The sequence below is a fragment of the uncultured Dechloromonas sp. genome (assembly GCF_945957265.1).
Classification (GTDB): Bacteria; Pseudomonadota; Gammaproteobacteria; order Burkholderiales; family Rhodocyclaceae; genus Azonexus.
The window spans coordinates 93,696-108,280 of sequence record NZ_CAMFKO010000005.1 but is presented as its reverse complement, the minus strand read 5'-3'; the positions used below and the strand labels follow the sequence as shown (position 1 = coordinate 108,280).

Here is a 14,585-nt window from a genome sequence, read left to right as displayed (position 1 = left end):
TTTCAGCCCGCGTTGCTACTGGCGGGCCGATGGATGCTAGGCGCGCGGCACAGCGAATGGCCACCCATTCGCAAGCCGTGCAACGACGCAGACGCGGCCCGCCAGTAGCAACCCGAAGGGACCGGGAGGCCTTGCGCGCATTGCTGCGTCAATCGTCGTTTATTTGGATCAACCAAACTGCACTCCTCTTTCCTTGCACTGCATCGCAAGGCCTCCCGGTCGCGGGCTGAAAAGCCACTAAGGGGAGACACCGCCCCCCCTGAAATCACCCCACAAAGCCTGCATCACCGCCAAGGCGGCCAAGCCCGCCGTTTCCGTGCGCAGCACGCGCGGCCCCATGCGCACGGCGACGAAGCCGGCCTGCCGGGCGGCGATCATTTCCTGCGGATCGAGGCCACCTTCGGCGCCGATCAGCAGTTGCACCGCCCCCTCCGGGCGCATCGAGGCGAAGCTGGTTTCCGCCTCGGGATCGAGCATCAGGCGCAAGACGCCGTTCGCCGGCCGGGACAGCCAGCTCTCCAGCTTTTCCACCGGCGCCACCAGCGGCACCTGGTTGCGCCCGCACTGTTCGCAGGCCGAGGCCACCACGCCCTGCCAGTGCGCCACGCGCTTGGCCGCCCGCTCCCCGGCCAGGCGCAGCACGCTGCGCCTGCTCTCCACCGGAACGATGTCGCGCACCCCCAGCTCGACCGCCTTCTGGATGGTGAAATCCATCTTGTCGCCGGCCTGCAGGGCCTGCACCAGGGTGATGGCGAGCGGCGACTCGCACTCCACGTCCTCCCAGGCCGACAGCTCGGCATAGACGCGATCGCGCTCGATGCGCTCGATGCGCGCCGGGTACTGGCCGCCCCGGCCATCGAAAAGGATCATCGGGGCGCCCGGCGGCAGGCGCAGCACACGCACGGCGTGGCGCGCCACCGGCTCGGGCAGTTCGACATGCGCCCCCGGAGAGAGGGCTTCTCGGCAGTAAAAACGCGGCAAATTCATCGGTGCTATTATGGGCGAAATGCCTTTTGGAGTGGAGAATCCATGGTCGCCCTGAACCCGCCGGTGTGCGATTTCGGCCAAGCCGCCCCCGACTTCGACCTGCCCGGCATCGATGGCAAACGTCATACGCTGGCCAGTTGCCGCGGCCCCAACGGCCTGCTGGTGATGTTCATCTGCAATCACTGCCCGTACGTCAAGGCGATCATCGACCGCCTGATCCGCGACTGCCGCGAGCTGGCCGGGCACGGCATCGGCTGCGTCGCCGTCATGAGCAACGATGTCGCGGCCTACCCGGACGACGCGCCGGACAGGATGCGCCAGTGGTCGGACCAGCTGGCCTTTCCCTTCCCCTACCTCTACGACGAAAGCCAGGCGGTCGCCCGCGCCTTTGGCGCCGTATGCACGCCCGACTTCTTCGGCTACGACGCCGGCCTGACGCTGCAATACCGCGGCCGGCTCGACGCCTCGGGACGCAGCCCCGCAGCCCCCGACGCGCCCCGCGAGCTGTTTGCGGCGATGGCCGGGATTGCCCGCGGCGGGCGGGGGCCGGAAGAACAGACAGCCTCCATCGGCTGCTCGATCAAATGGCGCGAGCAATAGCATCTGCCGCAATTAAAAAAATCGGCATTTTTGCTACACCCTCTTGGCACTGCGCTATCATTTGGCATGAATCCACCGACTGAATGATTCCATTGATTTCTCCGGACGCCCCGCCGCTTCCCGCCGGCGATATTCAGCGCCAACTGGCCTACCTGCAGGCCGTCGTGTCGAACATGCCGCAAGGCATCAGCGTGTTCGACGAAAGCCTGCGCCTGCGCATCTGGAACGACGGGCTGCTCAAGGTGCTGGGCCTGCCCGCCGAGACGGTATTCGAAGGCGCCCTGTTTTCCGACCTGATCCGCATTCCCGCCAGCCGCGGCGAATACGGCCCCGGCGATGTCGAAGCGCACGTCGAACGGATTACCGCGCTGGCCATGAAGTTCGAGGCGCACTGCTTCGAACGCACCCGCCCCAACGGCACCACCCACCTGGTGCAGGGCGAGCCGCTCTACATGGGCGACCAGCTGGTCGGCTTCATCACCACCTACACCGACATCACCGAGCGCAAGGCCGCCGAAACCGCGCTGCGCAAGCAGCACTCCCAACTGCACACGATCATCGAGAGCATTCCCAGCGCCGTCAGCCTGTTCAGCGCCGATACCCACCTCGAGCTGTGCAACACCGAATTCCAGCGCCTCCTCGACTTTCCGCCGGCGCTGACCCAGCCGGGAACGCCGATCGAAGAGCTGTTCCGCTTCAATACCCGGCGCGGCGAGTACGGCCCGGGCGACGAGGATGCAATCGTCCAGTCCCTGCTGAAGCGAGCCCGGAAGCCGGCCTCCCATCATTTCGAGCGCACCCGGCCGAACGGGAAAATCCTCGAGGTGCGCGGCGTACCGCTGCCCGAAGGCGGCTTCGTGACGGTCTATACCGATATCACCGAGCGCCGCCATAGCGCCGAACGGGAGCAACTGGCCCAGAAGGTCTACAGCCACACCCCCGCCGGCATCATCTTCACCGATGATGCCCACCGTATCCTGTCGATCAATCCGGCGACCACGCAGATGACCGACTACGAAACCTTCGAGCTGATCGGCCAGACCGTGTTCGGCCTGCTCAACCTCGAGCCCGGCCAGAATGCCGACGAACTGCAGGTGCAACTGGCGCAACGCGGCTCGTGGAGCGGGGAACTCACGGTCAATCAAAAGAACGGTTCGTCGCTGCCGGTAGGCACCCGCGTCAACCGGGTCGACGACCCGCAAAGCGGCATGCCGGCGCATTACGTCTGGATCCTGGCCGACATCACCGAGCGCAAGCAGGCCGAAGACCGCATGCGCCACATCGCCCAGACCGACGCCCTGACCGGACTGCCCAACCGGCTGGCCCTGCTCATGCGGCTCGCCCAGATCCTGCCCGACGCCCGCCGCCACCAGTGGAAGGTGGCGATGATGTTCCTCGATCTGGATCGCTTCAAGATCATCAACGATACCCTGGGCCACCAGGTCGGCGACGAGCTGCTGCGCGAGGTGGCCTGCCGCCTGTCCAAGCTGGTCCGCGAAACCGACTTCGTCGCCCGCATCGGCGGCGACGAATTCGTCATCATCCTGCCCGCCATCAGCTCGCCGGCCGATGCCGCCAGCATCGCCAGCAAGGTCACCGCCGCGCTGTCCATTCCCATCGAGACGGACGACCACGAACTGCACACCAGCCCGTCGATCGGCATCAGCATCTTCCCCGACGACGGCCCCGACGCCGACATCATCCTGAAAAACGCCGACACCGCGATGTACCACGCCAAGGCGGCCGGGCGGAACAACTACCAGTTCTTCGCGGCGGAGATGAACCACTCGGCAGCGGAACGCCTGCATATCGAGCGCAAGTTGCGCCACGCCATCGCCCGCAACGAACTGAACCTGGACTACCAGCCGCAGTTCAACGCCAGCGACCGGACGCCGATCGGCGTCGAGGCGCTGGTGCGCTGGCACCACCCCAGCGAAGGCCTGATCTCGCCAGCCCGTTTCATTCCGGTGGCCGAGGAAACCGGCCTGATCAACGACATCGGCGACTGGGTGCTCAACACCGCGTGCCGGGAAATGGCCCGCTGGATCGGCGCCGGGCTGCGCCCCATGCGCGTCGCGGTCAACGTCTCGGCCCGCCAGCTGCGGCGCCGCGACTTCTGCGAGACGGTGGCCAACGCATTGACCACCTCGCAACTGCCGCCGGAACTGCTCGAGCTGGAAATCACCGAAAGCTCGGTGATGGAAAACCCGCAGGAAGCCACCCAGATTCTCGAACGCCTCGGCCGCATGGGCGTCACGCTGGCCATCGACGACTTCGGCACCGGCTACTCGTCGCTCGCCTACCTCAAGCTGTTCCCGATCGACCACCTGAAAATCGACCGCTCCTTCGTTGCCGACATCGAACACGACCTCAACGACCGCGCCATCGCCTTCGGCACCATTGCGCTGGCCCACTCGCTCGGCCTCAAGGTCATCGCCGAAGGCGTCGAAACCGAGGACCAGCTCGACCTGCTGCGCACCAACGGCTGCGACGAAGTCCAGGGCTACCTGCTCAGCCGGCCGCTCAACGCCGCCGCGGCGTTCGCCTTCCTGCACGCCAGCCACGACCCGGAGTAAAATCGCGCCTTTGTCACGAACGCAGGAGTTCTCATGGCACAGCAACGCACGCTGGCGCGCTACCTCACCGAAGAGCAACGCAACAAGGGCGTCATCACCGGCGACCTGAAGCTGCTGATCGACATCGTTTCCCGCGCCTGCCAGGCCATTTCCATCGCCATCGGCAAGGGCGGACTGGGCGGCGTGCTCGGCGAGGCCGGCAGCGACAACGTGCAGGGCGAGGCGCAGAAGAAGCTCGACGTGCTGTCCAACGACATCCTGCTCGACGCCAACGAATGGGGCGGCCACCTCGCCGCCATGGCCTCCGAGGAAATGGACCTGCCGCACCTGGTTCCCCATCGCTTCCCCAAGGGCGAATACCTGCTCACCTTCGACCCGCTCGACGGCTCGTCGAACATCGACGTCAACGTCTCCATCGGTACTATCTTCTCGGTACTGAAGTGCCCGGACGGCGCCGACCTGAGCACCCCGCAAGCCGCCGAACAGGCCTTCCTGCAGCCCGGCACGGCGCAGGTCGCCGCCGGCTACGCGGTCTACGGCCCGACAACCCTGCTGGTGCTGACCGTCGGCGACGGCGTCGTCGTGTTCACGCTGGATCGTGAACAGGGCCAGTTCATCCTGACCCAGGAAAACGTGCAGATTCCCGCCGACACCAAGGAATTCGCCATCAACATGTCGAACCAGCGCTTCTGGGAAGCCCCGGTCCAGCGCTACGTCGCCGAGATGCAGGCCGGAAAGGAAGGCCCGCTGGGCAAGGACTACAACATGCGCTGGGTGGCCTCGATGGTCGCCGACGTGCATCGCATCATGACCCGCGGCGGCATCTTCATGTACCCGCTCGACAGCAAGCTCAAGGACAAGGGCGGCAAGCTGCGCCTGATGTACGAGGCCAACCCGATGGCCCTGCTGATCGAACAGGCGGGTGGCGCGGCCACCACCGGCCGCCAGCGCATCCTCGACATCCAGCCCGGCAACCTGCACCAGCGCGTGCCGGTCATCCTCGGCTCGAAGAACGAAGTCGACCGGGTCACTGGCTATCACACCGCCTGAACTGCTACATTCACGCCTTCCCCAACGTCATAGGACGAACGCGATGAACAAGACCACCCTCGCGCTCCTGTTCGCCGCCGGCGCACTGATCGCCGGCTGCAAGAGCAACGAAGCCAAGCCGGAGGAAAAGGCCGCCGAACCGGCACCGGCCGCCCAGCAGGCGCCAGCCCCGGCGCCGGCCAAGCCGGAGTGTCCGCCACCGGAAACGAAGAAGAAGACGACCAGCAAGTCAAAGACGGCCAAGAAGAGCGACCCCCCGCCGGAAGATTGCGAACCGGCCAAACCGAAGAGCGCCGCCACCGCCAAGGCGGCCGAACCGGCCAAGCCGGCGCCGGCCCCCGCCGCCGCGACCGTCGCCGGCAGCACCGTCGGCAAGACCTGCAACCCCTGCGCCATGAAGTCGAAGGACGGCACCTTCGAGGGCGAGGTGTACGGCACCATCCCGGCCGGCAGCAAATGGGCCAGGCTGCAGATCGGCATGCACCAGTCCGAAGTCGAGCGCATCCTCGGCGTGACCTCGAACATCCGTGCCTACGTCACCGCCAAGGCCTGGATTCCGTTCTACTTCGGCGGCGACAGCCACCGCTACGAAGCGGTCTATGCCGGCCAGGGCAGCGTCGCCTACACGGGAGGCAGCTTCGGCGGCGGCCAGGGCATCCTGATGATGATTAATTTTGATCCCAAGATTCAGTAAAACTGATCGAAGGCAGGCCCCAAAAGCCTGCCTTATTGGCCTCCCGCCCTACCCAAAAAGAGGGTTTTCCCGGATAATTTAGGCTTTTCAGCAGGCTGGATTTCCGGACATGAGCGTCAGCAACACCCCCAAGTTTTCCCCCCTGACCGGCGCCATCCGCGCCCTCGCCATGGACGCCGTCCAGCAGGCCAATTCCGGGCACCCCGGCGCCCCGATGGGCATGGCCGAAATCGCCGAAGTGCTGTGGCGCCGCCACCTGCGCCACAACCCGGCCAACCCGCAGTGGGCCGACCGCGACCGCTTCGTGCTGTCGAACGGCCACGGCTCGATGCTGATCTACGCCCTGCTGCACCTTAGCGGCTACGACGTGTCGATCGACGACATCAGGAATTTCCGCCAGCTGCATGCCCGCACCCCGGGCCACCCGGAATACGGCTACACCCCGGGCGTCGAAACGACCACCGGCCCGCTCGGCCAGGGCATCACCAACGCCGTCGGCTTCGCGCTGGCCGAGAAGGTGCTGGCCGCCGAGTTCAACAAGCCGGGCCACGAGATCGTCAATCACCACACCTTCGTCTTCCTCGGCGACGGCTGCCTGATGGAAGGCGTGTCGCACGAGGCCTGCTCGCTGGCCGGCACGCTCGGCCTGGGCAAGCTGATCGCCTTCTGGGACGACAACGGCATTTCCATCGACGGCCACGTCGAGGGCTGGTTCACCGACGACACCCCGAAGCGTTTCGAAGCCTACGGCTGGCATGTCATCCCCGCCGTCGACGGCCATGACGCCGACGCCGTCGAAAAGGCCCTGCTCGCCGCCAAGGCGGTGACCGACAAGCCGACCCTGATCTGCTGCAAGACGACCATCGGCATGGGCTCGCCCAACAAGCAGGGTTCGCACGACTGCCACGGCGCGCCGCTCGGCAAGGACGAGATCGCCGCCGCCCGCGAGTTCATCGGCTGGCCGCACGCCCCGTTCGAGATTCCCGACGACGTCTACGCCGCCTGGAACCGCAAGCCGGCCGGCGCCGTCTTCCAGGAAAACTGGGACCAGCGCTTCGCCGCCTACCGCGAGGCCTTCCCGGCCGCAGCCGCCGAATTCGAGCGCCGCGTCGTCAAGAACGAACTGCCGGCCACCTGGGAAGCCACCAAGACCGCCTACATCGCCGCCTGCCGCGACAAGGCCGAGAACATCGCCACCCGCAAGGCCTCGCAGAACGCCATCGCCGCGCTGGTCCCGGCCGTGCCGGAAATCTTCGGCGGCTCGGCCGACCTGGCCGGCTCCAACCTGACCTTCGTCAAGGGCAGCAAGGGCGTCACCCGCACCGAAGGCGGCAACTACTGCTACTACGGCGTCCGCGAGTTCGGCATGACCGCCATCGCCAACGGCATCGCGCTGCACGGCGGCCTGCTGCCCTACACCGCGACCTTCCTGGTCTTCTCCGACTACGCCCGCAACGGCATCCGCATGGCGGCGCTGATGAAGCAGCGCCAGATCATGGTCTACACCCATGACTCCATCGGCCTCGGCGAAGACGGCCCGACGCACCAGCCGGTCGAGCACATCCCGTCGATGCGCATCATCCCCAACCTCGATGTCTGGCGCCCGGCCGACGCCACCGAGACGGCCATCGCCTGGACCGCCGCCGTGGAACGCGCCGACGGCCCGAGCGTGCTCGCCCTGTCGCGCCAGAACCTGCCGACCGTGACCCAGAAGGTTGCCGATGCCGACATCGCCAAGGGCGGCTACATCCTCTCCGATGTCGCCGAACCGAAGGCCGTGCTGATCGCCACCGGTTCCGAGATCAAGCTGGCGCTCGACGCCCAGGCCGCGCTGGCCGCCGAAGGCATCGCCGTGCGCGTGGTGTCGATGCCCTGCACCAACGTTTTCGACCGCCAGGACAAGGAATACCGCGTTGCGGTGCTGGGCAGCCACGTCCCGCGCGTCGCCATCGAAGCGGCGCACTCCGACTTCTGGCGCAAGTACGTCGGCCTGCACGGCGCCGTGGTCGGCATCGACCGCTTCGGCGAATCCGCCCCGGCCGGCCAGCTCTTCGACCTGTTCGGTTTCACTGTCGCCAACGTCGTGTCCACGACCAAGGCGCTGCTGTCCTGATTCAATATTCAAACGCAGAGAGGAAATAAATCCATGGCTATCAAGGTTGCAATCAACGGTTTCGGTCGTATCGGTCGCTGCACGCTGCGCGCCATCTACGAACAAGGCCTGCAGAACGAGTTCGACGTCGTGGCGATCAACGCCTCCGGCGATCTGGCCACCAACGCCCACCTGCTGAAGTACGACACCACGCACGGCCGCTTCCGCACCTCCGTGGAAACCGAAGGTGAAAACGTCATCATCATCGACGGCAAGAAGATCCCCTTCTACTCGACCAAGAACCCGAAGGACATCGACTGGTCCAAGCACGGCGTCGACCTGCTGCTCGAATGCACCGGCGCCTACACCACCAAGGCCAAGGCCGCCGCCCTGCTCGAGCAAGGCGCCAAGCGCGTGCTGATCTCCGCCCCGGGCGGCGACGACGTCGACACCACCATCGTCATGGGTGTTAACGAAGGCGCGCTGAAGGCCGACATGACCGTCGTCTCCAACGCCTCCTGCACGACCAACTGCCTGGCCCCGGTCGCCAAGATCCTGTCCGACGCCATCGGCATCAAGCAGGGCCTGATGACCACCATCCACGCCTACACCAACGACCAGGTCACCGTCGACGTCCGCCACAAGGACCTGCGCCGCGCCCGCGCCGCCGCCGCCAACATCATCCCGACCAAGACCGGCGCCGCCAAGGCCGTCGGCCTGGTGCTGCCGCAACTGGTCGGCAAGGTCGATGGTTTCGCGCTGCGCGTGCCGACCATCAACGTCTCGCTGGTCGACCTGACCTTCACCGCCGAGCGCGCCACCACCAAGGAAGAAATCAACGCCTTGATGACCGCCGCCGCCAACGGCCCGCTGAAGGGCATCCTCGACGTCAACAACGAGCCGCTGGTGTCGTCCGACTTCAACCACACCACCGTGTCCTCGACCTTCGACGCCACCCAGACCCGCGTCATCAAGGGCGAAGACGGCTCGGTGCTGGTCAAGGTCCTGGCCTGGTACGACAACGAGTGGGGCTACTCCTGCCGCATGCTCGATGCTGCCCGCGCCTGGATGGCCGCCAAGTAAATAAAAATAAGCTGTTCCCCTCGCCCCGCACTCGCGGGGCGAGTCGTTTCAAGCCGGAGAGAGCCGAAGTACCCCACTGCCCAACAGGAGATCGAGATGAACCTCAGTTTCGCCCGCCTCACCGCCGCAGCTCTTTGCCTTTCCCTGACCCTGCCCGCCCTGGCGGCAGATGAAAAGAAACCCGCCGAAGGCGAGCAAGCCATCGTCACCGGCAACCCGCCGACCGATAGCCCGTTCGCCAGGATCAAACCGGGCATGAAGTACGCGGAAGCCGCTGCCATCCTCGGCAAACCAAGCTCCGAAACCGCCTACTGCACCGGCAAGCACGCCATCCCGTTCTACTTCGGCATCGACAAGGCACGCACCAACCAGCACTTCAAGGGCCAGGGCGTGGTTATTTTCTACTCCGACTTCAGCTCCTTCGGTTTCGGCCGCTACAAGAGCTGTTCGGCCAAGGAACCGCTCGAGGTCGCCGAAGTGCATTACGACGCCAATGAAACCGGCGTCGCCGAGGGCGATGAAACCAAGAAGGAGCCGGCCCAGGCCGCCAAGTAAGTTGCTGAAACCGAAACGACTTGCCATCAACGGATACGGCCGCATCGGCCGTTGCTTCCTGCGCGCGCTGCTGGAGTCCCCGGTCGCGCACCCGCTGCAGGTCGTCGCCATCAACGAACCGGCCAACCTGGAAAGCATGGCCTACCTGACCCGCTACGACTCGACGCACGGCCGCTTTCCCGGCCTCGTCGAGGCCGTTGACGGCAAGCTGCTGATCGACAACCGCGGCATCCGGGTCAGTCACGCCAGCACGCCGGAAGAGGTCGATTGGCGCGACATCGACCTCGTCGTCGAATGTTCCGGCGCCTACGCCCGGCGCGGCGAACTGACCCGCTTCCTCGATGCCGGCGCGCCCCGCCTGCTGCTGTCGCACCCGGGCGCCAGCGCCGACGACGTGGATGCGACGATCATCGCCGGCATCAACCAGGCAAGCCTGAGCGGCGAGGAAAAGCTGGTCTCGGCCGCCTCGTGCACGACCAACGCCATCGTCCCGCTGCTCGACCTGCTCGACCGCGAGGTCGGCATCGAACAGGCCCTGCTCAGCACCCTGCATTCGGTGATGAACGACCAGCCGCTGATCGACGGCTATCACCACGACGACCTCCGGCGCACCCGCTCCGCGATGCAGTCCATCATCCCGGTGTCGACCGGGCTGGCGCGCGGCGTCGAGCGCCTGCTCCCGCAGCTGGCCGGCCGCGTCCAGGCCAAGGCCATCCGCGTGCCGACCACCAACGTCTCGGCCATCGACCTGACCATCAGCACCCAGCGCCCGGTCTCGGCGCACAGCATCAACGCCCTGCTCGCCAACGCGGCGCGCGGCCCGCTCAAGCGACTGGTCGCCTACTCCGAGGCGGCGCACGCCTCGATTGACTTCAACCACGACCCGCATTCGGCCATCGTCGACGGCAGTCAGACGCGCACCGCCGGCACCCACCTGGTCAACCTCTTCGTCTGGTTCGACAACGAATGGGGCTTCGCCAACCGCATGCTCGAAGTGGCCGACCACTGGTCGCGCCACTGGCCACAGAATCCAACCTAACCAAAACTCAGGAGATAAACCATGAACGTCATCAAGCTGACCGACCTCGATGTTTCCGGCAAGCGCGTCTTCATCCGCGCCGACCTGAACGTGCCCCAGGACGAAGCCGGCAACATCACCGAGGACACCCGCATCCGCGCCTCGCTGCCGTCGATCAAGTACTGCCTGGAAAAGGGCGCGGCGGTCATGGTCACCTCCCACCTCGGCCGCCCGACCGAAGGCGAGCTGACCCACGAGGACAGCCTGATGCCGGTCGCCGTGCGCCTCGGCCAGATGCTGCACACCTCGGTGCGCCTGATCACCGACTGGGTCGATGGCGGCTTCGAGGTCAAGCCGGGCGAAGTCGTTCTGCTCGAGAACTGCCGCGTCAACAAGGGCGAGAAGAAGAACAACGACGAACTGGCGCAGAAGATGGCCAGGCTGTGCGACATCTACGTCAATGACGCCTTCGGCACTGCCCACCGCGCCGAAGCCACCACCCATGGCATCGCCAAGTACGCCCCGGTGGCCTGCGCCGGCATCCTGATGGGCGCCGAGATCGACGCCCTGGGCAAGGCCCTGCACAATCCGAAGCGCCCGCTGGTCGCCATCGTCGGCGGCTCCAAGGTGTCGTCCAAGCTGACCATCCTCAAGTCGCTGGCCGACAAGGTCGACCAGCTCATCGTCGGCGGCGGCATCGCCAACACCTTCCTGCTCGCCGACGGCAAGCGCATCGGCCAGTCGCTGGCCGAACCCGACCTGGTCAAGGAAGCCCACGCCATCATGGACATCATGAAGGAGCGCGGCGCCGAAGTGCCGTTGCCGACCGATGTCGTCGTCGCCGACGAAGTCTCCGCCCTGGCCCGCGCCAACAAGATCTCGGTCGACGACGTGCATGCCAACGACCGCATCCTCGACGTCGGCCCGAAGACCGCCGCCAAGCTCGCCGAAATCATCGCCAACGCCGGCACCATCGTGTGGAACGGCCCGGTCGGCGTCTTCGAGCTGCCGCAGTTCGCCGGCGGCACCAAGATGATGGCCTCCGCCATCGCCCACTCCGAGGCCTTCTCCATCGCCGGCGGCGGCGACACCCTGGCCGCCATCGCCAAGTTCCACATCCACGACGACGTCGGCTACATCTCCACCGGCGGCGGCGCCTTCCTGGAATTCCTCGAAGGCAAGACGCTGCCGGCGATTGCGATTCTTGAAGAACGCGCTGCAAAGTAGCCCTCGCGAACCGTCGGCCTCGACACGAGGCCGACGGGGTTGTACCTAAAAGAACCAAATTAGGAAGAGACATGTCCCGCCACACAAAAATTGTTGCCACGCTCGGCCCCGCCTCATCCTCCCAGGAAGTTCTCGAACGCCTGGTCCAGGCCGGCATCGACGTCGTCCGCATGAATTTTTCGCATGGCACCGCCGAGGATCACAAGGCGCGCGCTGACGGCATTCGCGCCGCCGCCGCCAAGTACGGCCGCAGCGTCGGCATCCTCGGCGACCTGCAAGGCCCGAAGATCCGGGTCGGCAAGTTCGAGAACGGCAAGATCACGCTCGGCATCGGCGATTCCTTCATCCTCGACGCGGGCTGCCCGCTCGGCAACCAGGAGCGCGTCGGCCTCGATTACAAGGACCTGCCCAAGGACGTGGTCGGCGGCGACATCCTGTTGCTCGACGACGGCCGCCTCAAGCTCGAGGTGCTGCTCGTCCGCGGCACCGAGATCCACACCCGCGTGCTGGTCGGCGGCGACCTCTCCAACAACAAGGGCATCAACCGCCAGGGCGGCGGCCTGACCGCCCCGGCGCTGACCGCCAAGGACATGGACGACATCAAGACGGCGGCGCAGATCGGCGTCGATTTCGTCGCCGTCTCCTTCCCCAAGAGCGCCGCCGACATGTACATGGCCCGCCAGCTGCTGCGCGCCGCCGGCAGCGATGCCGTGCTGATCGCCAAGATCGAGCGCGTCGAGGCGGTCAGCAACATGGCCGAGATCCTCGATGCCTCGGACGGCGTCATGGTCGCCCGGGGCGACCTCGCGGTCGAGGTCGGCGACGCCGCCGTGCCGGCGCTGCAGAAGAAGATGATCCGCATGGCGCGCGACATGAACAAGCTGACCATCACCGCGACGCAGATGATGGAATCGATGATCCACTCGCCGGTGCCGACCCGCGCCGAAGTCTCCGACGTGGCCAATGCCGTGCTCGACGGCACCGATGCGGTGATGCTGTCGGCCGAAACCGCTGCCGGCAAATACCCGGTCGAGACCGTCGAGTCGATGGCGCGCATCTGCGTCGAGGCCGAACGCTCGAGCGAGGTCACCCTCGACCGCGAATTCCTCGACCGCGTGTTCACCCGCATCGACCAGTCGATCGCCATGGCCGCGATCTGGACGGCGCACCACCTCAAGGTCAAGGCCATCGCCGCCCTCACCCAGTCCGGATCGACCGCGCTGTGGATGAGCCGCATCAACTGCGGCGTGCCGATCTACGCGCTGACCCCGGACGCCGGGGCCGTCGCCCGGATGGCGCTCTACCGCGAGGTTTACCCGCTGCTCATGGCGCAGCACCACAGCGACCGCGACCGCCTGCTGGCCGAGGCCGAGCAACTGCTGATCGACCGCGGCGTCGTCGAGAAGGGCGACCTGATCGTGCTCACCATCGGCGAGCCGATCGGCAGCGCCGGCGGCACCAACACGCTGAAGATCGTCCGCGTCGGCGAGCATCAAATCAACTAAAATACATAATTCACCAGCTACAAATTACTGAACAGGAGTTCCCATGCCGATCGTTTCCATGCGCCAACTGCTCGACCATGCCGCCGAAAACGGCTATGGCCTGCCCGCTTTCAACGTCAACAACATGGAACAGGTCTGGGCCATCATGGAAGCCGCCAACCAGGTCGACGCTCCGGTGATCATGCAGGCCTCGGCCGGCGCCCGCAAATACGCCGGCGAGCCCTTCCTGCGCCACCAGATCCTGGCTGCCCTCGAAGCCTACCCGCACATCCCCATCGTCATGCACCAGGACCACGGCCAGTCGCCGGCCGTGTGCATGGCCGCGATCAAGTCCGGCTTCTCGTCGGTGATGATGGACGGCTCGCTGCAGGCCGACGGCAAGAGCGTCGCCAGCTACGAATACAACGTCGAAGTCACCCGCAAGGTCGTCGAATTCGCCCACAGCATCGGCGTTTCCGTCGAAGGCGAGCTGGGCGTGCTGGGCAGCCTGGAAACCATGAAGGCCGACAAGGAAGACGGCCACGGCGCCGAGGGCCACATGACCCGCGAAGACCTGCTCACCGACGTCGAGCAGGCCGCCGACTTCGTCAAGCAGACCAACTGCGACGCGCTGGCCATCGCCATCGGCACCAGCCACGGCGCCTACAAGTTCACCAAGAAGCCGACCGGCGACATCCTGGCCATCGACCGCATCGCCGAAATTCACGCCCGCATCCCGAACACCCACCTGGTGATGCACGGCTCCTCCAGCGTGCCGCAGGAACTGCTCGCCGAGATCCGCGAATTCGGCGGCGACATGAAGGAAACCTACGGCGTGCCGGTCGAGGAGATCGTCAAGGGCATCCAGCACGGCGTGCGCAAGGTCAATATCGACACCGACATCCGTCTGGCGATGACCGGCGCCATCCGCCGCTACCTGGCCGAGCACCCGGACAAGTTCGACCCGCGCGACTACCTCAAGCCGGCCCGCGAAGCCGCCAAAAAGATCTGCATTGCGCGCTTCGAAGCCTTCGGCACCGCCGGCAACGCCAGCAAGATCAAGGCCGTCGGCCTCGACAAGATGGCCGAGCGCTACGCCAAGGGCGAGCTGAACCAGATCGTCCGCTGAGCCAGCGCGCACCAGCCACGGAAAGGCCGCTGCATGCGGCCTTTTTGTTGCGCCCCCGCCACCCGAGAAAAGTCCCTTCCTTGCCGAGAC

General features: G+C 66.0%; 12 protein-coding genes. 11 read left to right on the top strand and 1 reads right to left on the bottom strand.

Features of this window, described 5'->3' with window-relative positions; translation table 11 throughout:
- Positions 1-237 precede the first annotated feature (237 nt).
- Positions 238-987 (bottom strand): 16S rRNA (uracil(1498)-N(3))-methyltransferase, encoded by a 750-nt coding sequence (locus Q0P59_RS04725; RefSeq protein WP_295004094.1) that lies wholly within the window; start codon positions 985-987, stop codon positions 238-240.
- Between the two features lie 42 nt (positions 988-1,029).
- Between Q0P59_RS04725 and Q0P59_RS04720 the strand changes: the two genes are divergently transcribed.
- From Q0P59_RS04720 to fba, 11 genes are all read left to right on the top strand, one after another.
- Positions 1,030-1,587, top strand: coding sequence for a thioredoxin family protein (locus Q0P59_RS04720; protein WP_295004092.1), 558 nt, complete (start codon positions 1,030-1,032; stop codon positions 1,585-1,587).
- A gap of 83 nt (positions 1,588-1,670) precedes the next feature.
- Complete coding sequence (locus tag Q0P59_RS04715; RefSeq protein ID WP_295004090.1) at positions 1,671-4,163, top strand: EAL domain-containing protein; 2,493 nt, start codon at positions 1,671-1,673, stop codon at positions 4,161-4,163.
- A gap of 33 nt (positions 4,164-4,196) precedes the next feature.
- Positions 4,197-5,213 (top strand): class 1 fructose-bisphosphatase, encoded by a 1,017-nt coding sequence (locus Q0P59_RS04710; RefSeq protein ID WP_295004088.1) that lies wholly within the window; start codon positions 4,197-4,199, stop codon positions 5,211-5,213.
- A gap of 43 nt (positions 5,214-5,256) precedes the next feature.
- A complete protein-coding gene (locus Q0P59_RS04705) occupies positions 5,257-5,907 on the top strand; it encodes a hypothetical protein (RefSeq protein WP_295004086.1) in 651 nt (216 codons plus the stop codon).
- A gap of 109 nt (positions 5,908-6,016) precedes the next feature.
- Positions 6,017-8,020, top strand: coding sequence for a transketolase (gene tkt / locus Q0P59_RS04700; protein ID WP_295004084.1), 2,004 nt, complete (start codon positions 6,017-6,019; stop codon positions 8,018-8,020).
- Between the two features lie 33 nt (positions 8,021-8,053).
- Entirely contained in the window at positions 8,054-9,082 is a 1,029-nt protein-coding gene (gap, locus tag Q0P59_RS04695; RefSeq protein ID WP_295004082.1) for a type I glyceraldehyde-3-phosphate dehydrogenase, read from the top strand.
- A gap of 96 nt (positions 9,083-9,178) precedes the next feature.
- On the top strand, positions 9,179-9,637 hold the full coding sequence (locus tag Q0P59_RS04690) for a hypothetical protein (RefSeq protein WP_295004080.1): 459 nt from the start codon (positions 9,179-9,181) through the stop codon (positions 9,635-9,637).
- Positions 9,600-10,676, top strand: coding sequence for a glyceraldehyde 3-phosphate dehydrogenase NAD-binding domain-containing protein (locus Q0P59_RS04685; RefSeq protein WP_295004078.1), 1,077 nt, complete (start codon positions 9,600-9,602; stop codon positions 10,674-10,676). Before Q0P59_RS04690 ends, Q0P59_RS04685 begins: the two co-directional genes overlap by 38 nt.
- A gap of 21 nt (positions 10,677-10,697) precedes the next feature.
- Positions 10,698-11,882: a phosphoglycerate kinase gene (locus Q0P59_RS04680; RefSeq protein ID WP_295004076.1), complete on the top strand. Its 1,185-nt coding sequence runs from the start codon at positions 10,698-10,700 to the stop codon at positions 11,880-11,882.
- A 71-nt stretch (positions 11,883-11,953) separates the two neighbouring features.
- On the top strand, positions 11,954-13,387 hold the full coding sequence (gene pyk, locus Q0P59_RS04675) for a pyruvate kinase (protein WP_295004074.1): 1,434 nt from the start codon (positions 11,954-11,956) through the stop codon (positions 13,385-13,387).
- Between the two features lie 43 nt (positions 13,388-13,430).
- Entirely contained in the window at positions 13,431-14,495 is a 1,065-nt protein-coding gene (gene fba / locus Q0P59_RS04670) for a class II fructose-bisphosphate aldolase (protein WP_295004072.1), read from the top strand.
- Positions 14,496-14,585: the final 90 nt, after the last annotated feature.